Origin of the sequence: Pseudomonas moraviensis subsp. stanleyae, assembly GCF_036283065.1 — a bacterium.
Taxonomy (GTDB): domain Bacteria; phylum Pseudomonadota; class Gammaproteobacteria; order Pseudomonadales; family Pseudomonadaceae; genus Aquipseudomonas; species Aquipseudomonas stanleyae.
Window position 1 is genome coordinate 13286 of record NZ_JAADJI010000019.1, and the last position, 24618, is coordinate 37903.

The 24618-nt window shown below is 59.7% G+C and carries 25 protein-coding genes and 1 pseudogene; 12 read left to right on the forward strand and 14 right to left on the reverse strand.

Annotation, left to right across the window (positions count from 1 at the left end; translation table 11 throughout):
- Positions 1-67 precede the first annotated feature (67 nt).
- From GXB78_RS27195 to coaBC, 6 genes and pseudogenes are all read right to left on the reverse strand, one after another.
- On the reverse strand, positions 68-451 hold the full coding sequence (locus tag GXB78_RS27195; protein WP_329517737.1) for a hypothetical protein: 384 nt from the start codon (positions 449-451) through the stop codon (positions 68-70).
- Positions 438-1010, reverse strand: coding sequence for a hypothetical protein (locus GXB78_RS27200; protein WP_329517738.1), 573 nt, complete (start codon positions 1008-1010; stop codon positions 438-440). The genes GXB78_RS27195 and GXB78_RS27200 overlap by 14 nt, the downstream gene beginning before the upstream one ends.
- A gap of 435 nt (positions 1011-1445) precedes the next feature.
- Positions 1446-2351: an acetylglutamate kinase gene (argB, locus tag GXB78_RS27205; RefSeq protein ID WP_016772548.1), complete on the reverse strand. Its 906-nt coding sequence runs from the start codon at positions 2349-2351 to the stop codon at positions 1446-1448.
- A gap of 17 nt (positions 2352-2368) precedes the next feature.
- Positions 2369-3745, reverse strand: a pseudogene (locus GXB78_RS27210) (phosphomannomutase/phosphoglucomutase); the annotation flags it as partial.
- Between the two features lie 329 nt (positions 3746-4074).
- Positions 4075-4530, reverse strand: a complete 456-nt coding sequence (gene dut / locus GXB78_RS27215; RefSeq protein ID WP_329517739.1) for a dUTP diphosphatase — start codon at positions 4528-4530, stop codon at positions 4075-4077.
- Between the two features lie 5 nt (positions 4531-4535).
- On the reverse strand, positions 4536-5744 hold the full coding sequence (coaBC, locus tag GXB78_RS27220; RefSeq protein ID WP_039757372.1) for a bifunctional phosphopantothenoylcysteine decarboxylase/phosphopantothenate--cysteine ligase CoaBC: 1209 nt from the start codon (positions 5742-5744) through the stop codon (positions 4536-4538).
- Positions 5745-5877: 133 nt separating this feature from the next.
- Between coaBC and radC the strand changes: the two genes are divergently transcribed.
- Positions 5878-6552: a RadC family protein gene (gene radC, locus GXB78_RS27225; RefSeq protein ID WP_329517740.1), complete on the forward strand. Its 675-nt coding sequence runs from the start codon at positions 5878-5880 to the stop codon at positions 6550-6552.
- A gap of 98 nt (positions 6553-6650) precedes the next feature.
- Here radC and GXB78_RS27230 read toward each other — a convergent pair whose 3' ends face one another.
- The gene (locus GXB78_RS27230) at positions 6651-8240 is read right to left on the reverse strand and encodes an ABC transporter substrate-binding protein (protein WP_329517741.1); all 1590 of its coding nucleotides are present in this window, start codon (positions 8238-8240) and stop codon (positions 6651-6653) included.
- A gap of 446 nt (positions 8241-8686) precedes the next feature.
- Here GXB78_RS27230 and rpmB point away from each other — a divergent pair, with 446 nt between their 5' ends.
- Together rpmB and rpmG are read left to right on the forward strand one after the other, a co-directional pair.
- Positions 8687-8920, forward strand: a complete 234-nt coding sequence (gene rpmB / locus GXB78_RS27235) for a 50S ribosomal protein L28 (RefSeq protein ID WP_007920377.1) — start codon at positions 8687-8689, stop codon at positions 8918-8920.
- Between the two features lie 11 nt (positions 8921-8931).
- On the forward strand, positions 8932-9087 hold the full coding sequence (rpmG, locus tag GXB78_RS27240; protein WP_016772554.1) for a 50S ribosomal protein L33: 156 nt from the start codon (positions 8932-8934) through the stop codon (positions 9085-9087).
- A gap of 172 nt (positions 9088-9259) precedes the next feature.
- On the opposite strand, the gene GXB78_RS27245 is transcribed toward rpmG, so the two are convergent.
- Positions 9260-9622: a cupin domain-containing protein gene (locus GXB78_RS27245; RefSeq protein WP_016772555.1), complete on the reverse strand. Its 363-nt coding sequence runs from the start codon at positions 9620-9622 to the stop codon at positions 9260-9262.
- Between the two features lie 235 nt (positions 9623-9857).
- On the opposite strand from GXB78_RS27245, the gene GXB78_RS27250 reads away from it, so the two are divergent.
- Both GXB78_RS27250 and GXB78_RS27255 read left to right on the forward strand, forming a co-directional pair.
- Positions 9858-11351 (forward strand): aldehyde dehydrogenase, encoded by a 1494-nt coding sequence (locus tag GXB78_RS27250; protein ID WP_329517742.1) that lies wholly within the window; start codon positions 9858-9860, stop codon positions 11349-11351.
- Between the two features lie 183 nt (positions 11352-11534).
- Complete coding sequence (locus tag GXB78_RS27255; protein WP_329517743.1) at positions 11535-12680, forward strand: MFS transporter; 1146 nt, start codon at positions 11535-11537, stop codon at positions 12678-12680.
- A 119-nt stretch (positions 12681-12799) separates the two neighbouring features.
- On the opposite strand, the gene GXB78_RS27260 is transcribed toward GXB78_RS27255, so the two are convergent.
- The gene (locus tag GXB78_RS27260) at positions 12800-14368 is read right to left on the reverse strand and encodes a phospholipase D family protein (RefSeq protein ID WP_329517744.1); all 1569 of its coding nucleotides are present in this window, start codon (positions 14366-14368) and stop codon (positions 12800-12802) included.
- Between the two features lie 61 nt (positions 14369-14429).
- Positions 14430-15851: an aminotransferase-like domain-containing protein gene (locus tag GXB78_RS27265; RefSeq protein WP_329517745.1), complete on the reverse strand. Its 1422-nt coding sequence runs from the start codon at positions 15849-15851 to the stop codon at positions 14430-14432.
- 175 nt (positions 15852-16026) lie between these two features.
- On the opposite strand from GXB78_RS27265, the gene GXB78_RS27270 reads away from it, so the two are divergent.
- A complete protein-coding gene (locus GXB78_RS27270; RefSeq protein ID WP_329517746.1) occupies positions 16027-16269 on the forward strand; it encodes a DUF1127 domain-containing protein in 243 nt (80 codons plus the stop codon).
- Positions 16270-16402: 133 nt separating this feature from the next.
- On the opposite strand, the gene GXB78_RS27275 is transcribed toward GXB78_RS27270, so the two are convergent.
- Positions 16403-17713 carry an NAD(P)/FAD-dependent oxidoreductase gene (locus tag GXB78_RS27275; protein WP_329517747.1) on the reverse strand — a complete coding sequence of 437 codons (1311 nt, stop codon included), beginning with the start codon at positions 17711-17713 and terminating at the stop codon, positions 16403-16405.
- A 146-nt stretch (positions 17714-17859) separates the two neighbouring features.
- Here GXB78_RS27275 and GXB78_RS27280 point away from each other — a divergent pair, with 146 nt between their 5' ends.
- Complete coding sequence (locus GXB78_RS27280) at positions 17860-18213, forward strand: YkgJ family cysteine cluster protein (RefSeq protein ID WP_329517770.1); 354 nt, start codon at positions 17860-17862, stop codon at positions 18211-18213.
- Between the two features lie 84 nt (positions 18214-18297).
- Here the strand turns inward: GXB78_RS27280 and GXB78_RS27285 are convergent, their stop codons facing one another.
- Positions 18298-18786: an Lrp/AsnC ligand binding domain-containing protein gene (locus GXB78_RS27285; RefSeq protein ID WP_010465173.1), complete on the reverse strand. Its 489-nt coding sequence runs from the start codon at positions 18784-18786 to the stop codon at positions 18298-18300.
- Positions 18787-18939: 153 nt separating this feature from the next.
- On the opposite strand from GXB78_RS27285, the gene dadA reads away from it, so the two are divergent.
- The 5 genes from dadA to GXB78_RS27310 all read left to right on the forward strand — a co-directional run bounded on the left by dadA (position 18940) and on the right by GXB78_RS27310 (position 22968).
- Positions 18940-20244, forward strand: a complete 1305-nt coding sequence (gene dadA / locus GXB78_RS27290; RefSeq protein ID WP_329517748.1) for a D-amino acid dehydrogenase — start codon at positions 18940-18942, stop codon at positions 20242-20244.
- Positions 20216-20569, forward strand: a complete 354-nt coding sequence (locus tag GXB78_RS27295; RefSeq protein WP_329517749.1) for a RidA family protein — start codon at positions 20216-20218, stop codon at positions 20567-20569. Before dadA ends, GXB78_RS27295 begins: the two co-directional genes overlap by 29 nt.
- A 93-nt stretch (positions 20570-20662) precedes the next feature.
- Positions 20663-21736, forward strand: coding sequence for an alanine racemase (alr, locus tag GXB78_RS27300; RefSeq protein WP_329517750.1), 1074 nt, complete (start codon positions 20663-20665; stop codon positions 21734-21736).
- An 88-nt stretch (positions 21737-21824) separates the two neighbouring features.
- Positions 21825-22373, forward strand: coding sequence for a cupin domain-containing protein (locus GXB78_RS27305; protein ID WP_016772566.1), 549 nt, complete (start codon positions 21825-21827; stop codon positions 22371-22373).
- Between the two features lie 181 nt (positions 22374-22554).
- The gene (locus GXB78_RS27310; RefSeq protein ID WP_039757383.1) at positions 22555-22968 is read left to right on the forward strand and encodes a c-type cytochrome; all 414 of its coding nucleotides are present in this window, start codon (positions 22555-22557) and stop codon (positions 22966-22968) included.
- On the opposite strand, the gene GXB78_RS27315 is transcribed toward GXB78_RS27310, so the two are convergent.
- Together GXB78_RS27315 and GXB78_RS27320 are read right to left on the reverse strand one after the other, a co-directional pair.
- Positions 22946-23743, reverse strand: a complete 798-nt coding sequence (locus GXB78_RS27315) for an AAA family ATPase (protein WP_329517751.1) — start codon at positions 23741-23743, stop codon at positions 22946-22948. The genes GXB78_RS27310 and GXB78_RS27315 overlap by 23 nt on opposite strands.
- Positions 23736-24617: an ABC transporter ATP-binding protein gene (locus GXB78_RS27320; protein ID WP_329517752.1), complete on the reverse strand. Its 882-nt coding sequence runs from the start codon at positions 24615-24617 to the stop codon at positions 23736-23738. The genes GXB78_RS27315 and GXB78_RS27320 overlap by 8 nt, the downstream gene beginning before the upstream one ends.
- Position 24618: the final 1 nt, after the last annotated feature.

A 24618-nucleotide genomic window follows, 5' to 3' on the forward strand; every position in this document is an offset into this window, starting at 1 on the left:
AGCAGGCTCGCTCCCACGATAAAAAAGACCCAGTTCAGTCAGTTGAATTGGGTCTTTTTGTTGATGATTAACGCAGTTTTTGCCATTTGATCAGCAGTCTCAGCGCCAGTCCGACATTGACCAGCGCAAACACCAGCAGCGCAACAACCACCATCACATACAGCGTGCGATCCACATCGAAATCCCACAGGTCCAGCGTGCTGCTGCGCATGATCCCGACTGCTGCCGGCAAGTTAACGTAAAACAGCGCCACAAAAGCACATGTCAGTGGCAATGCTCGCCAGTAGAAAGCAGCCATCACGTTATCTCGACTGCGCTTTCGGCCCTGCGAACCCTTTTGAAACTCATCCTCAGCCAGCGCTGCATCGAGCGCCGGCCATGCCAGATTGAACATGAACGTAGTCAGGGTCAGCAGCAAGCCACTGACCGCGACGATGTCACCGAACGGCATTCAGACCCAGCGTTGTGCAAAGCAATGCGTGGGAGTCTTCGCTGATTTCAAACTGCCCGGCGCTGCCCTTGCGTTTGGTGATGGGCTTGAAGGTCGGCTCGTTTTGGGTGATGAGCATGTTCAACTCATCACGAATCACGTCCGAACTGATCACCACCAGAAACACGTTCTGCGCATGCTCGGCGGACTCGATCACCGCGCGCATGCTGTGCTGCAGGATGTCATCAAGCTGGTTGCGAAAGCGCGACACGGTGTTCTTCAACAGGGTTTTGCTTTGGCTCTGGGTCAGTTGAAAGATCGTCGATATCTGCGATTCGGTCGGCAGGGTTTGCCCGAAGTAACTCTGGATCAGATACAGCAGGCGATCCTGCTTGGCTTCGTCGGCCCGGCTGGGCATGCCGCCCTCGACCAGCATTTTCAGGTATTCGGTCAGGCTGGCTTTGGCGATGCGCTCCAGCGCATGGGCGATTTCGGCGTCGCCGATGCGCAAGGTCTTTTTCACCGGTTCCTTCTGTTCCTGCTCGAAAGCGTCGGCGTCGATCGTGAACGAGATCTGCATGAGTCGCCGCTCCGGTTATTTGTCGCTGGCGGCTGGATAGGGATCCTGGGGCGCATCTCCCTGGCCCGTGAGCACTTTCCAGCCCTTGAGTGGGTGAGAGGCTTCGGTGAAGTCAGGGCAGGGCGGCATCGAAGTCTGCGAGGGGGCTGAATACTCTCGGCCGCAGTCCACGCAAGCATAAGTACCTGCTGAAATGTCACTGCCGTAAGGAACGCTGTCTTTTTGCATGGGAAGATCTCCGCTGGATGAGAGGAAGATCCTAGGGAGATTTATTCTGAAGGGATGTCGGACGTTTCGCAGTGTGGAGTCAGGCTTTTCCTGCGCGCATAAAAAGATCGCAGTCTTCGTCAGTTCCTACAAAAGCGGTTTCCCGCATGTGCGAAATCCCTGTAGGAACTGCCGAAGGCTGCGATCTTTTGCTTCAGCGATTGGCGATCAAGGACGCTTGCGATTGCTGATCAGCGTACCCACACCGGTGTCAGTAAAGATCTCCAGCAGGATCGCATTCGGCACACGACCGTCGATGATCAACGAACTGCCAACCCCACCCTGAACCGCTTCCAGTGCACAACGGATCTTCGGCAGCATGCCGCCGTAGATCGTGCCGTCAGCGATCAAGTCATCGACCTGCTGCGTGCTCAGGCCGGTCAACACGGTGCCTGACTTGTCCATCAGGCCGGCGATGTTGGTCAGCAGCATCAGCTTTTCGGCTTTCAGCGCTTCGGCAACCTTGCCCGCCACCAGGTCGGCGTTGATGTTGTAGGACTCACCGTTTTCACCCACGCCGATCGGCGCGATGACCGGGATGAAGTTGCCTTTGACCAGCAGGTTCAGCAGTTCGGTGTTGATGCCGACGACTTCGCCGACGTGGCCGATGTCGATGATTTCCGGTTGGGTCATCTCCGGGGTCTGGCGGGAGACGGTGAGCTTCTTCGCCCGGATCAGCCCGGCATCCTTACCGGTCAGGCCGATGGCGCTGCCGCCATGGCGGTTGATCAGGTTGACGATGCTCTTGTTGACCTGACCGCCAAGGACCATTTCCACCACGTCCATGGTCGCCGCGTCGGTGACGCGCATGCCGTCGACAAAATGGCTTTCGATCGACAGGCGCTTGAGCAGATCACCGATCTGCGGGCCGCCACCGTGCACGACCACCGGGTTGATGCCCACGGCTTTCATCAGCACGATGTCGCGGGCGAAGCCGGTCTTCAGCTCCTCGCTTTCCATCGCGTTGCCGCCGTATTTGATCACCAGGGTCTTGCCGACGTAGCGTCGGATATAAGGCAGTGCTTCGGACAGGACCTTGGCAGTGTTGGCGGCGGCTTCGCGTTCGAGGGTCATTCAGGGCTCCGGGTGGATCAGAACGGTAGTTGGAGATCAGGTGCAACGCGTTTCAGTTGGGCGTGGAATACGTCCTTGATGCGCTGCAATTCAGCCTCGTCATCGGCCTCGAAGCGCAGCACCAGCACCGGTGTGGTGTTGGACGCGCGCACCAGGCCCCAGCCTTTGGCGTAATCGACCCGCACGCCGTCGATGGTGGTCAGGTCGGCGCCTTCGCCCCACTGAGCATCGTGCAGTGCATCAATGATGCTGAATTTGCTCTCTTCGGTCACATGGATATTGATTTCCGGCGTGGAAATATCGTTCGGGAAGGTCGCAAACAGCTCTTCCGCAGTGGATTTTTCCTTGCTGAGAATCTCCAGCAGACGCGCGGCGCTGTAGATGCCGTCGTCGAAACCGAACCAGCGTTCCTTGAAGAAGATGTGCCCGCTCATTTCGCCGGCCAGCAGCGCGCCGGATTGTTTCATTTTCTTTTTGATCAACGAGTGACCGGTCTTCCACATTAGCGGCCGACCGCCGTATTCCTTGATCAATGGCACCAGGCGACGGGTGCATTTGACGTCGAAGATGATTTCCGCGTCCGGGTTGCGCGCCACCACATCGCGGGCGAACAGCATCAGCAGACGATCCGGATAGACGATGCTGCCGGTGTTGGTCACCACGCCGACGCGGTCGCCGTCGCCGTCGAAGGCCAGGCCGATATCGGCGTTGGTTTCCTTGACCTTGGCGATCAGGTCGACGAGGTTTTCCGGTTTGCCCGGATCCGGGTGATGGTTCGGGAAGTTGCCGTCGACTTCGCAGAACAGCGGGATGACTTCGCAGTTCAGCGCTTCGATCAGTTGCGGGGCGATCACGCCGGCCGCGCCGTTGCCGCAGTCGACCACGACTTTCAGGCGTCGGGCCAGTTTGATGTCCTGGACGATTTCGGTGTTGTAACGATCGAGGATTTCGACCTGAGTGACGCTGCCCTGGCCAGTGCTCAGGTCATTGTTCTTGATGCGCTCGTGCAGCACCTGAATCTGTTCGTTGGCGAGTGTGTCGCCGGCGATCACGATCTTGAAGCCGTTGTAGTTCGACGGGTTATGGCTGCCGGTGAGCATCACCCCGGACTTGCCGGCCAGCACGTTGGCGGCGTAGTACAGCGCCGGCGTCGGCACCAGACCGACATCGCTGACGTGGCAACCGCTCTCGGCGATACCGCGAATGAGTTCCGCGACCAGCTCCGGGCCGGACAGGCGACCGTCGCGACCGACCGACACGTTCGGTTCGCCCTGGGCCAGGCTCTGCGAGCCGATGGCGCGACCGATCCAGTAGGCGGTTTCACCGTTGAGGAATTCCGGCACGGTGCCACGAATGTCGTAGGCGCGGAAAATGCTGTCAGGCAACTTCGGGGCGATCTTGGCGGGGGTGTTCATCTGCGGAAATGCTCCAACTCGAAAAGGGCGGGACAGACCGGCGAAATCTTCGACGGCAGGCTCAAACTGAAGGGTATGACGGCGTTTTCCACAGAGAGTTCGTGCTATGAAAGGGCCATGATGTCTCGGCGGACCGGTCTCGCGACCGGCAAAACCTTGATTTTGTGCGCTTAACCGTGCGCCACCCATTGCACAAATTTTGTGGCGAGGGAGCTTGCTCCCGCTTGGGTGCGCAGCGCCCACAAGATTTTGGGTCTGCTGCGCAGCCCCGCGGGAGCAAGCTCCCTCGCCACAATAGTATCTTTGCGTTATCTGGTGCCGGTATGCCCGAAGCCGCCGGTACCACGTTCGGTTTCGACGAACTCTTCAACCATTTCAAAATGCGCCTGCACCACCGGTACCAGCACCAATTGCGCGAGACGTTCGCCGACGGTCATGGTGAAGTCGCTCTGGCCGCGGTTCCAGCAGGAGACCATAAGCGGCCCCTGGTAATCGGAGTCGATCAGGCCCACCAGATTGCCCAGGACGATGCCGTGTTTGTGGCCCATGCCCGAGCGCGGCAGGATCAGTGCCGCGAGGTTCGGGTCACCGATGTACACCGACAGGCCAGTGGGGATCAGCACGGTTTCACCCGGTTTGATCACGATGTCCTGTTCCAGCATGGCGCGCAGGTCGAGGCCGGCTGAGCCCGGGGTGGCATATTGCGGCAGCGGGAATTCGGTACCGATGCGTGGATCGAGGATCTTGGCTTGCAAAGCGTGCATGTAAATTAAACCTGGTTCAGACGTTCGGCGATAAAAGTGACCAGTTGGCGAGCGATCTTGCTCTTGCTGGTCTGGGCGAAAACCGTGGCGTGCAGCTCACGGTCGATGACGCTGCAGGCGTTTTCCTCGCTGTTGAAGCCGATGCTCGGGTTGGCGACGTCGTTGGCGACGATCAGGTCGAGATTCTTGTCCTTCAGCTTGCGTGCAGCGTAGTCGAGCAGGTGTTCGGTCTCGGCGGCGAAGCCGACACTGAACGGACGGTCGGGACGGGTCGCGATGGTGGCAAGGATGTCCGGGTTGCGCACCATTTGCAGGACGAAGCCGTCACCGCTCGTAGGATCTTTCTTGAGTTTATGCGGCGCGACGACTTCCGGGCGGTAGTCCGCCACCGCTGCCGACGAAATGAACACATCGCAAGGCATGGCCGATTCGCAGGCGGCGAGCATGTCGCGGGCGCTGACCACATCGATACGGGTGACGCGATCCGGCGTCGGCAGGTGCACCGGGCCGCTGATCAGGGTGACGCGGGCGCCGGCTTCCACTGCCGCTTCGGCGAGGGCAAAACCCATTTTTCCGGAGCTGTGGTTGGTGATGTAGCGCACCGGGTCGATGTTTTCCTGGGTCGGGCCGGCAGTGATCACCACATGCTTGCCGGTCAGGGCCAGGCGCTGGAAGCAATCGGCGGCGAGCAGCGCCAGATCGGTGGCTTCCATCATGCGGCCCATGCCGACGTCGCCGCAGGCCTGACTGCCCGAGGCCGGGCCGAAAGTCTTCAGGCCTCGGCTTTCCAGCAGTTGCAGGTTGGCCTGGGTCGCCGGATCGCGCCACATCGCTTGGTTCATCGCTGGCGCGACGGCGACCACGGCGTCGGTGGCCAGCACCAGTGTGGTCAGCAGATCGTTGGCAATGCCCTGGGCCAGACGGGCGATCAGGTCGGCGGTGGCCGGGGCGATCAGTACCAGATCGGCCCATTTCGCCAGCTCGATATGGCCCATGGCGGCTTCGGCGGCGGGGTCTAGCAAGTCGAGGTGAACCGGGTGGCCCGACAGGGCCTGCATGGTCAGCGGGGTGATGAATTCGGCGCCGCCATGGGTCATGACCACGCGCACTTCGGCACCCTGGTCGATCAGGCGGCGAACCAGATCGGCGCTCTTGTAGGCCGCAATGCCGCCGCCGACGCCCAGAACGATGCGTTTCCGATACAGCCGCTGCATAGGTCTGCCTTTCATTTCGTTGATGACTGCGGTGCGATGCCCCTCCCCAGGGTTGAATCGACCGCCAAAAAGATGGGCTACGATATCACAGCGACCGCTACGGAACAGCGGCGCCCACAGACAAGGAGGTGCTATGAGTATTCGCGATTGGCCGGCGGCGGAACGGCCGCGGGAAAGGCTGTTGGAGCATGGGGCAGGGAGTCTTTCGGACGCTGAGTTACTGGCGATTTTTCTGCGCACCGGATTGCCCGGAAAGAGCGCCGTGGACCTCGCCAGACATCTGCTGACGCAATTCGGCAGCTTGCGTTTGTTGCTTGAGGCCGATCAGGACGCATTCAGCAAACAAATGGGCCTCGGCCCGGCCAAGTTCGCCCAGTTGCAAGCCGCTCAGGAGATGAGCAAGCGCCATCTGGCCGAGCGCTCACGGCAGAAACCGGCACTGGAAAACCCTCAGGTCGTTCGCGATTACCTCAAGGCGATGCTGCGGCATGAACCGCACGAGGTGTTCGGCTGCCTGTTTCTTGATTCAAAACATCAGGTGCTGAACTTCGAGGCACTGTTTCGCGGCTCTATCGATAACACCAGCGTACATCCTCGGGAGGTGGTCAAGCGCGCGCTGGCCAACAACGCAGCGGCGGTGATCCTGTGTCACAACCATCCGTCAGGGAATACCGATCCAAGCCAGGCGGATCGGCTGCTGACCAAGCGCCTGCAGAAGACCCTGGAGTTGATTGACGTGCGGGTGCTCGATCATTTCATCGTTGGTGACGGCGAACCGCTGTCGATGGCGGAGTGTGGCTGGATGTAAAAGAGCAGCGGCAAGCTTCTAGCTGCAAGCGGCAAGCTGGAGCTGCGCGCGGAGTGCTTTAGCTTGCCGCTTGCCGCTTGCCGCTTGCCGCTTGCCGCTTAGGGCTTGAAGCTGATTTTGGAATAGTCCTGCCGGCCAAACGGGCTCACCGAGTAACCGTGAACATCCTTGCGCGTCAGTGCGTAGGCCGTCGGGTGCGCCAGTGGCAGCCACAATGCCTGCTGCTGAATCTGCGCCTGGGCCTGTTCGTAGAGCTTGGTGCGCACACCTTGTTCGCTGGTGGTCTTGCCGGCGCTGATCAGCTTGTCCAGGTCGGCGTTGCAGTACCGCGCGAAGTTGGTCCCGGACTTCACCGCCGCGCAGGAAAACTGCGGGGTGAGGAAGTTGTCCGGGTCGCCGTTATCGCCGGCCCAGCCCATGAACAGCAAGTCATGTTCGCCGGCCTTGGCGCGTCGGATCAGTTCGCCCCATTCGATCACACGGATCTCAGCCTGAATGCCGATCTCGGCCAGATCCGATTGCAACATCTGCGCGCCGAGGCTCGGGTTCGGGTTGAGCAGGCTGCCCGACGGACGCGTCCAGATGGTGGTCTGGAAGCCATCCTTCAATCCGGCCTTGGCCAGCAGCGCCTTGGCCTTGGCTACGTCGTGCGGATAGCCCGGCAGGTTCTTCGCGTAGCTCCAGGTATTTGGTGGGTATGGGCCATTGGCTGCCTCGGCGGTGTCTTCGAACACGGCTTTGATGTAGTTGGCCTTGTCGAAAGCGAGGTTGATCGCCTGGCGCACTTCCGGCTTGTCCAGCGGCGGATGCTGGCTGTTGATGCCCACGAAAGCGGTCATGAACGCGTCAGTCTTTTCGACTTTCAGCGTCGGTTCCTTCAACGCGGCCTGTACGTCCAGCGGTTTCGGTGACAGGGCGATCTGACATTCATTGCGTCGCAGCTTTTGCAGGCGCACGTTGGCGTCAGGCGTGATGGCAAAGATCAGCGGGTCGACGGCAGGCTTGCCATGGAAGTAATCCGGGTTGGCCTTGTAGCGGATCGCCGCATCTTTCTGAAAGCGGCTGAACACAAACGGACCAGTGCCGATCGGTTGGCTGTTGAGTTTTTCGGTGGCGCCAGCCTTCATCAGTTTGTCGGCATATTCGGCGGAGTAGATCGAGGCGAAACCCATGCTCAGGGTCGCGAGGAAGGTCGAGTCCGGATGATCGAGAGTGAAGCGCACGGTCAGCGGGTCGAGGGCGTCGATCTTCTTGATCAGGGTCGGCAGCTGCATCGACTGCGCATGCGGGAAGCCGCTCTGGGCAACTTTGTGCCACGGGTTGGCCGGGTCGAGCATGCGGTCGAAGCTGAACTTGACGTCTTCGGCACTCAGCTCGCGGCTGGGCTTGAAGTAGTCGGTCGTATGAAATTTCACCTGTGGGTGCAGCTTGAACACATAGGTCAGGCCATCAGTACTGACTTCCCAATTGTCGGCGAGGCTCGGGATGACCTTGCCACTGGCAGTGTCGAAATCCACCAGACGGTTCATCAGTACGTCAGCCGAAGCATTGGTGGTGGTCAGCGAGTTGTACTGCACCACGTCGAACCCTTCAGGGCTGGCTTCGGTACACACGCTCAATGCGGCTGCCTGGGCGAGGGGGCTGAGCAGGAGCGGAGCGAGCAACAGGGGTAGGGCAGCGAGGCGCATGGTCGGTTTCCTTTACAGATCGAAGGCCCATCTGCAAGTGCAGTCTGGAAAAGTCCTACCCTAGAGCTCTGAATTGCAAATGACTATCCCCTTTTTGCATTTTCAGGCGCAGTCTTGCGCGGTTTTGCGCGCCGACGCCCGGATGAAAAGTCTGAATCGCCTGTAGGAGCGGATTTCTGCGACGAGTGGTCAAAACTGTTCGCAGCCTTTATCCAAAGCGCCTCAAGCGGAAAAAATCGCCCTTTTGCCGATTGATTGCACACCGCTTGTTGTTGCACCCCGGTCTTTCTGGTATAAAGCAGCGCTCTTTTCTAGGGGCCCGGTTCCTTCACTGTAGGTGTAGCCGGTAAGACCTCTAAAGAAACGCGGCGCCTGGCGCCAAATGACTGAGAGATTAAGCGGCCAACCCATGCCGGGTTGGGCATGTGGTTTTAGAGGGCTGAGGCATGTCGAGAGTATGTCAAGTTACCGGTAAGGGTCCGGTGACTGGGAATAACATTTCCCACGCAAACAACAAAACCCGTCGTCGTTTCCTGCCGAACCTGCAGCATCACCGCTTCTGGGTTGAAGAAGAGAAACGTTTTGTGCGTCTGCGCGTATCTGCCAAAGGCATGCGTATCATCGACAAGCGTGGCATCACTGTCGTGCTCGCCGAACTTCGCCGCGATGGCAAGATTTAAGGGAGCTAATCATGCGTGAATTGATTCGTTTGATCTCGAGCGCCGGTACTGGTCACTTCTACACTACCGACAAGAACAAGCGTACTACCCCGGACAAAATCGAGATCAAGAAATATGATCCGGTTGTTCGCAAGCACGTGATGTACAAGGAAGGCAAAATCAAGTAATTGATTTTTCCTGACTGCGAAAAAGGCCCGTATCGTGAGATACGGGCCTTTTTTGTTTGCCTTGGATTTGGCGTTGCCTGCCCTTGCGCCTTCGCGAGCAGGCTCGCTCCCACAATGGAATGCGTGGGAGCGAGCCTGCTCGCGAAGGGGCCGGTAAGGTCAGCGCAAAAATTCAAGCCTTCTGTTCAAAGATCACATAAACCTTGCGGCAAGCCTCAAGCACTTCCCAGGTGCCGCGGAACCCCGCCGGAATCACAAACCGGTCGCCAACACGCAACGTCTTCGCATTGCCATCGCTGTCACGCAATACCGAAACCCCCTGCAGAATCTCGCAGTATTCATGCTCGGTGTAATTGACCGTCCACTGACCCACCGCGCCTTCCCACACACCCACGCCCATTTGCCCACAAGGGCTGTCGTACTGATGGAACACCGCCTGCTCAGGGTCGCCCTTGAGCACTTTCGCCGGATCCGGGCGATAGCGCTCGGCTTCGCTGCTGGCGAGGCTGATGTCGACGACGTTCTGGATGTTCATTGTTGTTTTCTCCGCTAATGACGACGCGTGGGCTGGAAGCGCCAAAGTCTATGTTTATTAAAATGAACACCGCAAGGCCGTATGGCCAGCTTATGTCAAATATATTGAAACAAACCCGGCCGCTGGTTTAGGGTGGCGGGTGCCTCGGGCCGAAAGTGCAGGCTGGCCGGGCAGAATTCTTGAACGGCGCCGCAGCGCTTGCGGTGCTCGTATTCAATAAGAGGAGGACACCCGAATGACCACCCTGACTCGTGCCGACTGGGAACAACGCGCCCGCGATCTGCAAATCGAAGGCCGCGCCTTCCTGAACGGCGAATACACCGCCGCCGTCTCCGGCGAAACCTTCGAATGCATCAGCCCGGTCGATGGCCGCCTGCTCGGCAAGATCGCCAGCTGTGACGCCGCCGATGCTGACCGTGCCGTGGAAAACGCTCGCGCTACTTTCAATTCCGGCGTCTGGTCGCGCCTGGCGCCAACCAAACGCAAAGCCACCATGATCCGCTTCGCCAGCCTGCTTAAACAGCACGCCGAAGAACTGGCGCTGCTGGAAACCCTCGACATGGGCAAGCCGATCAGCGATTCGCTGTACATCGACGTGCCGGGCGCGGCGCAGGCGCTGAGCTGGAGCGGTGAAGCGATCGACAAGATCTACGATGAAGTCGCCGCGACCCCACATGATCAATTGGGTCTGGTGACCCGTGAGCCGGTGGGCGTGGTCGGCGCCATCGTACCGTGGAACTTTCCGCTGATGATGGCTTGCTGGAAACTCGGCCCGGCGCTGTCGACGGGTAACTCGGTGATCCTCAAGCCGTCGGAAAAATCGCCGCTGACTGCCATCCGCATCGCTGCGCTGGCCGTTGAGGCCGGTATTCCGAAAGGCGTGCTCAACGTGCTGCCGGGCTATGGCCATACCGTCGGCAAAGCGTTGGGTCTGCACAATGACGTCGACACGCTGGTGTTCACCGGTTCGACGAAGATCGCCAAGCAACTGATGGTCTACGCCGGCGAATCGAACATGAAACGCGTCTGGCTGGAAGCGGGCGGCAAGAGCCCGAATATCGTCTTCGCCGATGCGCCGGACCTGCAGGCCGCTGCCGAATCCGCCGCCAGCGCCATCGCCTTCAACCAGGGCGAAGTCTGCACCGCCGGTTCGCGGCTGCTGGTCGAGCGCTCGATCAAGGACAAATTCCTGCCGATGGTGATCGAGGCGTTGAAAACCTGGAAGCCGGGCAACCCGTTGGACCCGGCGACCAACGTCGGCGCACTGGTCGACACACAGCAGATGAACACCGTGCTGTCGTATATCGAATCCGGTCATAGCGATGGCGCCAAACTGGTCGCCGGCGGCAAGCGCATCCTCCAGGAAACCGGTGGCACTTACGTTGAGCCGACCATTTTCGACGGCGTGAGCAATGCGATGAAGATCGCCCAGGAAGAGATCTTCGGCCCGGTGTTGTCGGTCATCGCTTTCGACAGCGCCGAAGAAGCCATCCAGATCGCCAACGACACGCCATACGGCCTGGCCGCAGCGGTGTGGACCCAAGACATCTCCAAGGCACACCTCACCGCCAAGGCCTTGCGCGCCGGTAGCGTGTGGGTCAACCAGTACGACGGCGGCGACATGACTGCGCCGTTCGGTGGCTTCAAGCAGTCGGGTAACGGTCGCGACAAATCGCTGCACGCCTTCGACAAGTACACCGAGCTGAAGGCGACGTGGATCAAGCTGTAATGCATAAGGGGCCTGAGTAGATCAGGCTCCCGACCATACAGAGATCCCCTGTGGGAGCAAGTCTGCTCGCGGAGGCGGTGTATCAGTCAGCCCCTGTGCTGAGTGTGAAACCGCTTTCGCGTGCAGGCTCGCTCCCACACTGGTTTTGTGGTGCACATAAAAATATCCACAGGAGCGTGGAACATGCGGTGGGCGACGTATTTCGCCGTGTTGGCGTCTGTCTTGAGTGTCGGCCTGGCCCTGGGGGTCAGCATGCCGCTGGTGTCGTTGCGACTGGAGGGCTGGGGCTATGGCTCGTTCGCCATCGGTGTGATGGCGGCGATGCCAGCGATCGGCGTGCTGCTGGGGGCGAAGATTTCCAGCCATCTCGCCGCGTATTTCGGCACGGCGAACCTGATGCGGCTGTGCCTGTGGGCCGGGGCACTGTCGATCGGCCTGCTCGCGCTGTTGCCGAGTTATCCGATCTGGCTGCTGCTGCGGCTACTGATCGGGGTGATCCTGACCATCGTGTTCATTCTCGGCGAGAGCTGGATCAATCAACTGGTGGTCGAGCAGTGGCGCGGGCGTCTGGTGGCGCTGTATGGCAGCAGCTATGCGCTGAGCCAACTGTCTGGTCCATTGCTGCTAGGCGCGCTGGGCACCGAGCACGATTACGGTTTTTGGGTCGGGGTCGGTCTGCTGACGGTTTCGCCCTTTCTGCTGTTGGGTCGCAGTGGCGCGCCGAGCAGTGAGGCCAATAGCGTGACGTTTGGCGATCTGTGGGGCTTCGCTCGCGAGCTGCCGGCGATTGCCTGGGCGGTGTCGTTGTTTGCCGCGTTCGAGGCGATGATCCTGACGTTGCTGCCGGTGTACTGCCTGCAACAGGGGTTCACCGCCGAAATCGCGCTGGCCATGGTCAGCACCGTGGTGGTCGGCGATGCGCTGCTGCAATTGCCGATCGGCGCGTTGGCCGATTACCTGTCGCGGCGCACGCTGTTCGCCGGTTGCGCGGTGGTGTTGATGCTGTCGAGCCTGGCCATTCCAATGTTGCTCGACACGCTGCTGATCTGGCCGCTGTGGGTGCTGTTCGGCGCCAGTGCCGGGGGCTTGTTTACCTTGTCGCTGATCCTGATTGGCGAGCGTTACCGCGACGATGCGCTGGTGCGCGCCAATGCGCATATCGCGCAGTTGTGGGGTGTCGGTTGTCTGGTCGGGCCTTTGGCGGCGGGGGCAGGTAGTCAGTGGATCAATGGGCATGCACTGCCGCTGTTGATGGCGGCGGGGGCGTTTGGGTTGGTTATCCTGTTGTTGCGCCAGGGCGCTTTTGGCACAACGGCAGAAGCTGCTTGAGCGGACTCCTGTGGGAGCGAGCCTGCTCGCGAAAGCGGTGCATAAGTGAGCTCATTTGCTGGATTGAAACCGTTTCCGCGAGCAGGCTCGCTCCCACAAGGGATCTCCAACAGACGGACTTACAACATCCGCTCCAGGCCGACGCTGGTGCTGAACCATGAGTTGAAGCGCCGCCACCAGCTCCCCGGTTCCTTGGTCAGGGTGTGCATCTGGCCGTTGTCTTCGGTGATCCAGACAACCTTGCCGTCCTCAAGCTTCGCCTGATAACTCAGGGTCGGCGCCATGCCTTGCAGCGCCAGTGCGCGGACGTGCTCGGCCAGTTCCGGACTGTCGACCAGGACGCCGACTTCGGTGTTCCACAACACCGAGCGCGGGTCGAAATTGAACGAGCCGATAAACGATTTGCGCCGATCGAAGATCATCGCCTTGCTGTGCAGGCTGGAATCCGAGCCACGATACGAGCGGCTGTAAAACACTCGCGGACCGCTGCCGTAGTTATCCCCAGGCTGGCGCCGCAATTCATAGAGTTTCACCCCGTGTTCAAGCAACGCTTTGCGATAGGGCGCGTAACCACCATGCACCGCCGGCACGTCGGTGGCCTCCAGCGAATTGGTCAGCAGACTCACGGAGACTCCGGCATCGGCGCGCCCGGTCAGGTAGACCAGCCCCGGCTGACCCGGCACGAAATACGCGGAAATCATGATCAGCTCTTTGCTGACACCGGTCAGCTCCGGCGCCAGTTGCGTGGTCAGCAGCAGGTGCGGATCAGGTTCGCCCTTGGACAGGACCTTGCTCGGCGCATCCCACAACGCCTGGTTCCACGCCCAGATCAGCTCTTTGCGCCAGATGTCCATGCGCGGGTCGGTGGTGAACTTCATCAACTGCTGATACAGCGCGTGGTTCTGCTTGCGGGTTTCTTCCAGCGACTCCTCCAGGCGCGTGCGCGTGTTTTGCAGGTCGGCGGCGGTCGGCTGGCTGGAGAGGAATTCGTCGATCGGCTTGCTCAGCGCACTGTTCCAGTACTGATCGAAACTGTGCCCGAGCTGCTCGGCCACCGGGCCGATGCTAAGCATGTCGATGTCGGTGAAATTCAGGTTGGGTTCGGCGTCGAAATACTCGTCGCCCAGATTGCGCCCGCCGACGATGGCCGCGCTGTTGTCCGCCAGCCACAACTTGTTGTGCATGCGCCGGTGCTGCACGGACAGATTGAACAATCGCCCCGCCGCACGCGTGACGCCGGTGCTGCGCCCCAGGTGCAACGGATTGAACAAACGAATCTGGATCTGCGGATGCGCCGCCAGGGTGGCGATGATCTGGTCGAGGCCGTCGCTGGTGGTGTCGTCGAGCAGGATGCGCACGCGCACGCCACGGTCGGCAGCCTTGAGCACTTCCTCCACCAGCATCCGCGTGCTGATGCCGTCGTGGACGATGTAGTACTGCAAATCGAGGCTGACCTGGGCATGGCGAATCAGCTCGGCCCTGGCGGTAAAAGCCTCGCCGCTGTCGGACAACAGACGAAACCCTGATTGCCCTTTGTAGGGCGCGGCCTGCGCCTGGATCGAGCGGCCGAAACTGGATTGCGCCGCTGGCAAGGCTTGGCTCGGCTCGCGCGGCACATCAAGGCTGGCGCAACCGCTGAGGAACGAGGCGAGTATCAGTAAAGCGAATAGGGGCTGTCTGAAGCTCACGTAGGATCGTTCCGGTTGGCGGTTGAGGTCGGCATTTTGGACGCCGGGCTGGCGAAAAAGGTCAGTCGGTCTCAGCGAGTAATCTGATTGCCGCGGCGCCGACCTTGCGCACCGCTTCTTCGATCTGCGCTGTTGGTTTGGCAGCGTAGTTCATCCGCAGACAATTGCGGTATTTGCCCGAGGCGGAAAAGATGCTGCCGACGGCAATCTGTACGCCCTGATCGTGCAGCGCGCGATTCAGTTTCAGGGTGTCGAAACCTTCCGGCAGCTCCACCCAGAGCATGAAGCTGCCCTGCGGGCGACTGGCGCGGGTGCCGGCGGGAAAGTAGCGGGTCACCCAGTCGATCATCGCGTCACGGTTGCGCTGGTACTGCATGCGCATGCGCCGCAGGTGCGGCTCGAAATGGCCGGCCTTGATGAATTCGGCAATCGCGATCTGCGGCTGCGGCGCGGTGGATCCGGTGCTGATGTATTTCATGTGCAGCACCCGCTCGAGATATCGGCCGGGCGCCACCCAACCGATGCGCAGCCCCGGCGCCAGGGTCTTGGAGAACGAGCTGCAGAGCAACACGCGGCCGTCTTCGTCGAAGGATTTGATCGTGCGCGGGCGCGGGTAGGTGTAGGCCAGTTCGCCATACACATCGTCTTCGATGATCGCCACGTCGAACCGCTGCGCCAGCGTCAACAGCGCGCGTTTGCGCGATTCGGGCATGACGTAACCGAGGGGATTGTTGCAGTTGGGCGTGAGCTGAATGGCTTTGATCGGCCATTGTTCCAGGGCCAGTTCCAAGGCGTCGAGGCTGATGCCGGTGAGCGGATCGGTGGGGATTTCCAGGGCTTTCATGCCCAGACCTTTGAGAGTCTGCATGGCGCCGTGGAAGCTCGGCGAGTCCACCGCGACGATGTCGCCCGGCTCGCAGATCGCGTGGATGCTGGTGGACAGCGCTTCGTGGCAGCCAGTGGTGATGACCAGCTCGCTGGCGCTCAATTGGCAGCCGGAATCAAGCATCAAGCGTGCGATCTGTTCGCGCAGTTCGAGGTTGCCGTGGATGTTGTCGTAATACAGACCTGGCATGTCCTGCCGCCGACTGATCCGCGCCAGGCCGCGCAGCAACGGCTTCATGGTAGGTGAGCCGACATCGGGCATGCCGCGGCCCAACTGCACGACGTCCTTGCGCGGTACGGCGCGGATCAATTCCAGCACTTGGTCCCATTGCGAAATCTCCACCGGCCGCTGCGCCGGGCGGCCAATTGCGGGCAATTCCGGCAACTCGCGGCCGACCGGCACAAAATAGCCGGACTTGGGTTTTGGCGTGGCCAGACCGCTGTCTTCAAGCACTCGATAAGCCTGCTGCACCGTGCTCAGACTGACGCCGTGTTCGACGCTCAAGGCGCGCACCGAGGGCAAGCGATCGCCGGGGCGATAGAAGCCTTGTTCGATGCGGGTGCCGAGCAATTCGGCGAGGTTTACATACAGAGTCATGATGGCCTCGATGCAGGTTGGTGGAAACCAGTACAGATGCGGCAAAAAACAATCATTCAGTCAGCGAATCGGCAAATCTGTATGGAGTTAATACAGGTTCGTTGAGTCTGTAATGGTTTTTGCCGCCCGCGCATCATGGAATCTCTGGCTACCCAAGTAAACAGGAGCAATGAAAATGAACGGCTTGAGCGATGTGCGGCTGACGTTACACAGTCAGGAACTGGCGGCAGGGCAGAATGACAGCGCGCGCAATCTGCTGCGTAACGCGCCGTCCGGCCTCAGTCGCTGGGGTCTGTTCTGGCATCGTCTGCACACGCGCAAGGCGTTGCTCGGTTTGACGCCGGAGCAGCTCAAGGATGTCGGGCTGACACGGGAGCAGGCAAGGGAGGAGGGATTGAAGCCGTTCTGGCGGATATAAGATCTTTATTGTTCTTGCGGGCCTCATCGCGGGCAGGCTCGCTCCCACAGTGACCGCGTTCTGCCTGCATAAACGCGTTTACTGTGGGAGCGAGCCTGCTCGCGAAAGCGGATCAAGGGCCGCCGAAATACTCTCAGACCAACTCTTTCAGCCGGTGCCACAACATCCCCAACGCCAACAACGGCGAGCGCAAATGCTTGCCGCCGGGGAAGGTGATGTGCGGCACCTTGGCGAACAGATCAAAGCCGCCGCTGTGCTGCCCGCTGATCGCCTCGGCCAGCAGCTTGCCGGCCAGGTGTGTGGCATTCACCCCGTGACCGGAATAAGCCTGAGCGTAATACACGTTCGGCTGGTCAGTGAGTCGGCCGATTTGCGGCAAGCGGTTGGCGCCGATGCCGATCATCCCGCCCCATTGAAAATCGATCTTCACCCCGGTCAATTGTGGGAACACTTCGAGCATTTTCGGCTGCATATAGGCGCCGATGTCTTTCGGGTCGCGCCCTGAATAATGGCAGGCGCCGCCAAACAGCAAGCGTCGATCCGCCGAGAGCCGGTAGTAATCCAGCGCTACCCGCTGGTCGCAGACCGCCATGTTCTGCGGCAGCAGGTCGTGCGCCTGCTCTTCGCTGAGCGGTTCGGTGGCGATGATGTAGCTGCCGGCGGGCAGAACCTTGCCGCTCAGTTGCGGATTCAAGTCGTTGAGATAAGCATTGCAGCCCAGCACCAGAGTCTTCGCCCGCACCGAGCCCCGCGCCGTGTGCACTTTCACTTCGGGGCCGTAATCGATGCGCGTCACCGCCGATCGCTCGAACAACTGCACGCCCAGTTGCTGCGCAGCGGCCGCTTCGCCCAACGCCAGATTCAGTGGGTGCAGATGCCCGGAGCCCATGTCGATCAAGCCGCCCACGTAGCGCTTGGAGCCGACCACTGTGTGCATTTCGTTGGCTTGTAACAGGCGGGTTTCGTAGCGATAACCGAGGCCGCGCAGTTCTTCGGCGTCTTCGGCAAAACCCTCAAGATCGGAAGCTTTGTTGGCAAGGTCGCAATAGCCCCAGGTCAGGTCGCAGGCAATGCCGAAACGCTCGACGCGCTGGCGGACGATTTCCACAGCTTCCAGGCCCATGAGCTTCATCTCGCGCACGCCGTCGGCCCCGATGACATTGGCGAACTGATCGAGGCCGTGACCGACGCCGCGAATCAACTGCCCGCCGTTGCGACCGCTGGCGCCCCAGCCGATCCTGTGCGCTTCCAGCAACACTACGCTGAGGCCGCGCTCGGCCAGTTCCAGTGCCGTGTTCAACCCGGAAAAGCCGCCGCCGACCACGCAGACATCAGCCGCCACCTCGCCTTGCAGCATAGGATGGTCGGGCTGCGGCAAGCTGCTGGCGGCGTAATAAGAGGCAACGTGGGGTTGGCTCGCGGTGTTCTGAGCGCGGGCGGTCATGGGCATCATCCAACGGCTGAGTGTCGAGAAAATTTGACGGAGCATAAGCCGCACGCCCGAACGTGGGCAACATCGGTCGGCCTGCGGTGTCTGGATTCCAGCTTTTGCGGCACAATCATCAGCCCGCCACTTCGGTCACCGTTTCGATGAGCTGCAACAGCCAGAAAATCCGCGCCCTGCGTCAGCAGATCCCGACGTTCGAATGCGTGCCGGGCTGCCACGACTGCTGCGGGCCGGTGACCACTTCGCCCGAGGAAATGGCCCGGCTGCCGCGCAAGACCCGCGCCGAGCAGGATGCGGCCTTAGAGGAACTCAACTGTGTGCACCTGGGTCCGAACGGTTGCACGGTGTATGAAGAGCGGCCGCTGATCTGCCGCTTGTTTGGCACCACCAAGACGCTGCCATGCCCGAACGAGCGGCGGCCGCTGGAGTTGATTCATCCGCGGGTGGAGAAGCAGATATTCGAGTACATGGCGGCGAATCGGCAGGTATTAGTTTAAAAGATCGCAGCCTTCGGCAGCTCCTACAGGACCGCATTCCAATGTAGGAGCTGCCGAAGGCTGCGATCTTTTGATCTTCAAATGTCAGTCCGGAATCGGCAGGCACAGGCTCTCTTTCACCTCTTCCATGACGATGTAACTCTTCGATTCGCGCACATGCGGCAGCTTCAACAGAATGTCGCCGAGCAGTTTGCGGTAGGAGGCCATCTCGGAAATCCGCGCTTTCACCAGATAGTCGAAATCCCCTGAGACCAAATGACACTCCAGCACATGCGGCAGCTTCAGCACCGCGCGGCGGAACTCTTCAAACGTGTCGCCGGATTTGTAATCAAGGCTGATCTCGACGAACACCAGCAGGCTACCCTTCAAATGCTGCGGATTGAGCCGGGCGTTGTAGCCCATGATGATCCCTTCGCGCTCCAGACGCCGCACGCGCTCGGTGCAAGGCGTGGTCGAGAGGCCGACCTTTTCCCCAAGTTCGGTAAAGGAAATCCGCCCGTCCGCCTGCAGGATGCGCAGGATGTTGCGGTCGATCTTGTCCAGCTCTCGTTTGGTCTGAGTGTTGGTACGCATAGGGGATGCGCCTCCGTGAAAAGGGTTTTTGCCGAGAATTGTCGCCAAATATAGGCGCTTATATAGTGAAAAGCACTGGCATTTCTTTTTTACACTGCGCCCATCATTGCTCTAACAAACAGTTCGGCGAGAAGCCGCGATGAGGGATTGAAAATGCGCGTCATGGTCTTGGGTAGCGGCGTCATCGGTACCACCAGTGCTTACTATCTGGCCCGCGCCGGGTTTGAGGTAGTGGTGGTCGATCGGCAGCCTGCTGCGGCCATGGAAACCAGTTTCGCCAACGCCGGTCAGGTCTCGCCGGGCTATGCCTCGCCGTGGGCTGCGCCGGGCGTGCCGCTCAAGGCGATCAAGTGGCTGCTGCAGCGCCACGCGCCATTGGCGATCAAGGCCACCGCCGACATCGATCAATACCTGTGGATGGCGCAAATGCTGCGCAACTGTACCGCCAGCCGTTACGCGGTGAACAAGGAGCGCATGGTGCGTCTGTCCGAGTACAGCCGCGATTGCCTCGACGAACTGCGCGCCGAAACCGGCATCGCCTACGAAGGCCGCAGCCTCGGTACTACGCAATTGTTCCGGACTCAGGCGCAGCTGGATAACGCCGCCAAGGACATTGCTGTGCTGAAAGAATCCGGCGTGCCGTTTGAAGTCCTCGACCGCGCCGGCATCGCCCGCGTCGAACCGGCTCTGGCAGGCGTCACCGACATTCTCGCCGGCGCGTTGCGTCTGCCCAACGACCAGACCGGCGATTGCCAGATCTTCACCACCCGTCTCGCCGAAATGGCGCGCAAGCTCGGCGTGGAATTCCGTTTCGGCCAGGACATCCAGAAGCTCGACTACGCCGGTGATCGCATCAACGGCGTGTGGATCGACGGCAAGCTGGAAACCGCCGACCGCTACGTGCTGGCACTCGGCAGCTACTCGCCGCAACTGCTCAAGCCGCTGGGCATCAAGGCTCCGGTGTATCCGCTCAAGGGCTACTCGCTCACCGTGCCGATCACCGATCCGGCGATGGCGCCGACTTCAACCATTCTCGATGAGACCTACAAAGTCGCGATCACCCGTTTCGACAACCGCATCCGCGTCGGTGGTATGGCCGAGATCGCCGGTTTCGACCTGTCGCTGAACCCGCGTCGGCGCGAAACCCTGGAGATGATCGTCAACGACCTTTATCCTCAGGGCGGCAATCTGGCCGAGGCGAGTTTCTGGACCGGCCTGCGTCCGACCACGCCGGACGGCACGCCGATCGTTGGCGCCACGCCGTTCAGGAATCTGTTCCTCAACACCGGTCACGGTACGCTCGGCTGGACCATGGCCTGCGGTTCCGGCCGTTTGCTCGCGGACCTGATGGCGAAGAAAAAGCCGCAGATCAGCGCCGAAGGCCTCGATATTTCCCGTTACGGCAACCAGACCCAGGAGTCCGCAAAACATGTCAATCCAGCGCCAGCTCACCAATGAGCGCATGAGTCAGATCGTCAGCCACAACGGCACCGTGTATCTGGCCGGGCAGGTCGGCGACGACTTCGACGCCGGAATTGAACAGCAGACCCGCGACGTGCTCGCCAATATCGAGCGCCTGCTCGATCTGGCCGGGACGGACAAGCAGCATCTGTTGTCGGCGACGATCTACCTGAACGACATCGACGCCCACTTTGCCGGCATGAACGCAGTGTGGGACCAGTGGCTGCCGAAAGGCGCCGCGCCCGCCCGCGCCACCGTCGAAGCGAAGATGGCCAAGCCGAGCATTCTGGTGGAGATCTCCATCGTCGCCGCACTGCCATAACGTTTCAAAGATCCCTCTCCCGGCGCTGTTGGCGGTTTACGCCGTCAGTCAGCGCCGGTTTTTCTTTCCATGACCGCCCAGAAGTCTGCCGCCATGCGTCCTGCCCGTGCCCTGATCGATCTTCAAGCCCTGCGTCACAACTACCGAATTGCCCGTGAGGTCACCGGCGCCAAGGCGCTTGCGGTGATCAAGGCGGACGCCTACGGCCATGGCGCGGTGCGTTGCGCCCAGGCACTGGAGGCTGAAGCGGATGGTTTCGCCGTGGCCTGCATCGAAGAAGCACTGGAGCTGCGCGCTGCCGGGATTCGTGCGCCGGTACTGCTGCTGGAAGGCTTCTTCGAAGCAGACGAGCTGGCGTTGATCGTCGAGCATGATTTCTGGTGCGTGGTGCATTCGCTGTGGCAGCTCGAAGCAATCGAGCAGGCGGCACTGAGCAAGCCGATTACGGTGTGGCTCAAGCTCGATTCCGGTATGCACCGAGTCGGCTTGCACCCGAAAGATTATCCATCGGCCTATCAGCGCCTGTTGGCCAGCGGCAAAGTGGCCAAGATCGTTTTAATGAGCCACTTCGCCCGCGCCGATGAACTGCACGCGCAAAGCAGCGCCGAGCAGGTGGCGGTGTTCGAAGCGGCACGTCAGGGCCTGGCGGCGGAAGTCAGTCTGCGCAACTCACCCGCCGTGCTCGGTTGGCCCGAAATCAAAAGCGACTGGGTACGCCCGGGCATCATGCTCTACGGCGCGACGCCGTTCGAAGAAGCCAACGCCGTGGCTGAACGCCTGCAACCGGTGATGACCCTCGAATCGAAAGTCATCAGCGTGCGTGAATTGCCGGCCGGTGAACCGATCGGCTATGGCGCCAGGTTCATCACCGACAAACCGATGCGCATCGGCGTGGTCGCCCTGGGCTACGCCGACGGCTACCCGCGTCAGGCGCCGACCGGCACGCCGGTGCTGGTCGCCGGAAAACGCAGCCGCCTGCTGGGTCGCGTGTCGATGGACATGCTTTGCATCGACCTGACCGACGTGCCGGAAGCCGGCTTCGGTTCTACTGTCGAGCTGTGGGGTAAAAATGTCCTCGCCAGCGACGTGGCGAAGTGGGCCGAGACCATTCCGTATCAGATCTTCTGCAATCTGAAACGTGTGCCAAGGCTCTATTCCGAGGGTTGACGCCGCTACGGGGGCCAAGTGTTGTAAATACTGAACGCTGTCGCCATGATAACGCTCAATATTCTTACAACATCAGGAGGCTCGCGCCTTGGACGTCGGTGAACGACTGCAATCGATCCGCAAGCTCAAAGGGCTTTCCCAGCGTGAACTCGCCAAACGCGCGGGCGTCACCAACAGCACCATTTCGATGATCGAAAAGAACAGCGTCAGCCCTTCGATCAGTTCGCTGAGAAAGGTGCTCGGCGGCATTCCCATGTCCATGGTCGAGTTCTTTTCCGAAGAGATCCTGCAGGACCAACCGACCCAGATTGTTTACAAGGCCAATGAGCTGATCGACATCTCCGACGGCGCCGTGACCATGAAACTGGTCGGCCGCGCACACCCCAGCCGCGCCATCGCCTTCCTCAACGAAATCTACCCGCCGGGCGCCGACACCGGCGAAGAAATGCTCACCCATGAAGGAGAGGAAACCGGGATTCTGGTGGAGGGTCGCCTGGAGCTAGTCGTGGGGCTGGAAACTTTTATTCTCGAAGCTGGCGACAGCTACTATTTTGAAAGTACCAAGCCGCATCGTTTCCGTAATCCGTTCGACGTGCCGGCGCGACTAATCAGCGCAGCCACGCCAGCGAATTTCTAAGCAAGAGGTGCCAGGCCATGGCGGCGAAGGCGCCCGAACCGAGTTACCGATGCGCAACAAGACCCCTCTAACCATGGGGTTGTTTCAGTAAAGCGGCCTAGCCGCTATACTTGCGCCCGCCTGCGAACCGTGGCCGCAGGCGTGAATAGCCACCATTGAGGGTGAACGCGTGAACCTAATTATGAAAATGCTGGCTGCACCAGCAACCGTACTGGCCCTCTGGGCTGTCAGCGCTCAAGCTGCGACGAATGACGACATCGCCAAGCGCCTCGAGCCCGTCGGCCAGGTGTGTGTTCAAGGGCAGGAATGCAAGGGTATGGAAGTTGCTGCGACCGCTGGCGGTGGCGGAGGTGCGAAGGCACCTAAAGACGTGATCGCCAAGCATTGCAACGCTTGCCACGGCACGGGCCTGCTCGGCGCGCCGAAAATCGGCGACAAGGCCGCCTGGAAAGAGCGCGCCGATCATCAGGGTGGTCTGGACGGCATCCTCGCCAAGGCCATCACCGGCATCAACGCCATGCCGCCGAAAGGCACCTGCGCCGATTGCTCCGATGAAGAGCTCAAGGGCGCGATCAAAGAGATGTCCGGTCTGTAATCAGCGCCGGCTTTGAAAAAACCGTCTTCGGACGGTTTTTTTGCGCCTGCAATCTCACTGCATGTTTTTTCGTGATGTAGGCGCCGGCAGAATTGAGCACCGCTTTGTACACGGCGTAAGCATCGGTATCTTCAGGCGCTATTTGCTCGCAGCGCCCTCCTGATATCTGCCTAAGATCACATCCCGGGATCGACATGATGAGGGGAGAGTGAGTAGCGATGATGAACTGCGCGCCGCCGCGCGACAGCTCCATTATCCGGTTGATAAAAACCAATTGCCTCAACGGGGATAACGATGCTTCCGGCTCGTCGAGCACATACAGACCTTGGGCTTTGAATCGATGTTGAAACAACGCCTCCATGGCTTCACCGTGCGACAGGCAATGCATATCCACGCCGCCGTAATAGGTCTTTATTTCGGGATCAAAGCTCGCCTCTGCATCAAGCTTGCGAATTGCAGTATTCAAGTTGTAGAAGGTTTCTGCCCTGTAGAAAAAAACGTCCTTCTCCCTTCGGTAGCCTTTTGAGAGCGTCAGGCTTTCGTACAGTTTTGAATGAGTGTTCTCAGTCGAGAAATTGAAATTCTTCCCACCGCCTTCTGGATTGCAGCCTGCCTTGATAGCAATAGCTTCAAGTAATGTGGATTTCCCAGCACCATTTTCGCCAATAAAAACCGTTATCGAGTTGCGCAGTTCAAGGGGGAAGAGGTTTTGCAGCCGGTCACCCACCGTCACGTCTGGCTTCAGGCGTATTTGCTGGATAAACAGATCATTCATATCGATGCCCTCTCAAGATCCTATCAACGGATACCTTCACGCCAATCATCGTGATGCCGAGTCTTATCGAACCCGTGCTGGCCATGGTAAAAATTCCGATATAACCGAGACAGGCAATAAGACGCTCGCCAAATAATTCCGGCGTGGCAGCGGCGCTGAAGAATATGACTGAAATCGTACCTGCCGAGATAGCCATTTCCGGCCAGAAGGACTGTATGGCGCTTGCTTTCAGGTACTTGTAGCGTGCTCTTACCGTGTCCTTCAAATATCCATAGCTTCTAATGATTTGCATTTTACTTTGCTTGCCATCGCTGGAAGCGTTGAAAGCGCTGATAAGCGACTCCTTGTAAAAATCCTCCTTCGACATTTCCGCTGCATATAGCCGCTGAATTACAGGCTTGGCAAATCTCAACTGCACGCACGTCAACACAATGATTGAAGCGATGGGCAGGAAGAAATAGACGTTTTCCCGGAGCAGAATATAGGCTGCGGAAACCGTCAAAATGCAAGAGCCTATGAGATGGATTGCATCATGAATGACGGAAGCAATTTTTTCCGCGTCTTCTTTTATCATAGTCACCCGAGAACATAATGAAGAGGGGCGTTTATCATGCACAATGAAGTTGATAAGTAGAAAACGGGATCTTGCTTCCATGAGCGTTGACAAGGAGTTGCCCAGAGCTTGGGTTGATAGCTTGGTTAGAAAAATAGCGATAAGAGTGAAATAAAACTCAAAGTTAATGGCGCCAGTAGTAAGAGCCGCTAGGCTCTTTGCGACGACTGATGGTATTAACAATTGACATACAGCTGCTACGGCCAAGCAAATGACGGACAGCAAAAAAACGGTCAGGTTTTTTCTCAGGCACATAAACATA

Excerpts from the sequence above, each read along its gene's own strand:
- GXB78_RS27195 (WP_329517737.1), bottom strand. The coding sequence starts at position 451 with ATGCCGTTCGGTGACATCGTCGCGGTCAGTGGCTTGCTGCTGACCCTG.
- GXB78_RS27200 (WP_329517738.1), bottom strand. The coding sequence starts at position 1,010 with ATGCAGATCTCGTTCACGATCGACGCCGACGCTTTCGAGCAGGAACAG.
- argB (WP_016772548.1), bottom strand. The coding sequence starts at position 2,351 with ATGACCCTCGAACGCGAAGCCGCCGCCAACACTGCCAAGGTCCTGTCC.
- dut (WP_329517739.1), bottom strand. The coding sequence starts at position 4,530 with ATGCACGCTTTGCAAGCCAAGATCCTCGATCCACGCATCGGTACCGAA.
- coaBC (WP_039757372.1), bottom strand. The coding sequence starts at position 5,744 with ATGCAGCGGCTGTATCGGAAACGCATCGTTCTGGGCGTCGGCGGCGGC.
- radC (WP_329517740.1), top strand. The coding sequence starts at position 5,878 with ATGAGTATTCGCGATTGGCCGGCGGCGGAACGGCCGCGGGAAAGGCTG.
- GXB78_RS27230 (WP_329517741.1), bottom strand. The coding sequence starts at position 8,240 with ATGCGCCTCGCTGCCCTACCCCTGTTGCTCGCTCCGCTCCTGCTCAGC.
- rpmB (WP_007920377.1), top strand. The coding sequence starts at position 8,687 with ATGTCGAGAGTATGTCAAGTTACCGGTAAGGGTCCGGTGACTGGGAAT.
- rpmG (WP_016772554.1), top strand. The coding sequence starts at position 8,932 with ATGCGTGAATTGATTCGTTTGATCTCGAGCGCCGGTACTGGTCACTTC.
- GXB78_RS27245 (WP_016772555.1), bottom strand. The coding sequence starts at position 9,622 with ATGAACATCCAGAACGTCGTCGACATCAGCCTCGCCAGCAGCGAAGCC.
- GXB78_RS27250 (WP_329517742.1), top strand. The coding sequence starts at position 9,858 with ATGACCACCCTGACTCGTGCCGACTGGGAACAACGCGCCCGCGATCTG.
- GXB78_RS27255 (WP_329517743.1), top strand. The coding sequence starts at position 11,535 with ATGCGGTGGGCGACGTATTTCGCCGTGTTGGCGTCTGTCTTGAGTGTC.
- GXB78_RS27265 (WP_329517745.1), bottom strand. The coding sequence starts at position 15,851 with ATGACTCTGTATGTAAACCTCGCCGAATTGCTCGGCACCCGCATCGAA.
- GXB78_RS27270 (WP_329517746.1), top strand. The coding sequence starts at position 16,027 with ATGAACGGCTTGAGCGATGTGCGGCTGACGTTACACAGTCAGGAACTG.
- GXB78_RS27275 (WP_329517747.1), bottom strand. The coding sequence starts at position 17,713 with ATGACCGCCCGCGCTCAGAACACCGCGAGCCAACCCCACGTTGCCTCT.
- GXB78_RS27280 (WP_329517770.1), top strand. The coding sequence starts at position 17,860 with ATGAGCTGCAACAGCCAGAAAATCCGCGCCCTGCGTCAGCAGATCCCG.
- GXB78_RS27285 (WP_010465173.1), bottom strand. The coding sequence starts at position 18,786 with ATGCGTACCAACACTCAGACCAAACGAGAGCTGGACAAGATCGACCGC.
- dadA (WP_329517748.1), top strand. The coding sequence starts at position 18,940 with ATGCGCGTCATGGTCTTGGGTAGCGGCGTCATCGGTACCACCAGTGCT.
- GXB78_RS27295 (WP_329517749.1), top strand. The coding sequence starts at position 20,216 with ATGTCAATCCAGCGCCAGCTCACCAATGAGCGCATGAGTCAGATCGTC.
- alr (WP_329517750.1), top strand. The coding sequence starts at position 20,663 with ATGCGTCCTGCCCGTGCCCTGATCGATCTTCAAGCCCTGCGTCACAAC.
- GXB78_RS27310 (WP_039757383.1), top strand. The coding sequence starts at position 22,555 with ATGAAAATGCTGGCTGCACCAGCAACCGTACTGGCCCTCTGGGCTGTC.
- GXB78_RS27315 (WP_329517751.1), bottom strand. The coding sequence starts at position 23,743 with ATGAATGATCTGTTTATCCAGCAAATACGCCTGAAGCCAGACGTGACG.
- GXB78_RS27320 (WP_329517752.1), bottom strand. The coding sequence starts at position 24,617 with ATGTTTATGTGCCTGAGAAAAAACCTGACCGTTTTTTTGCTGTCCGTC.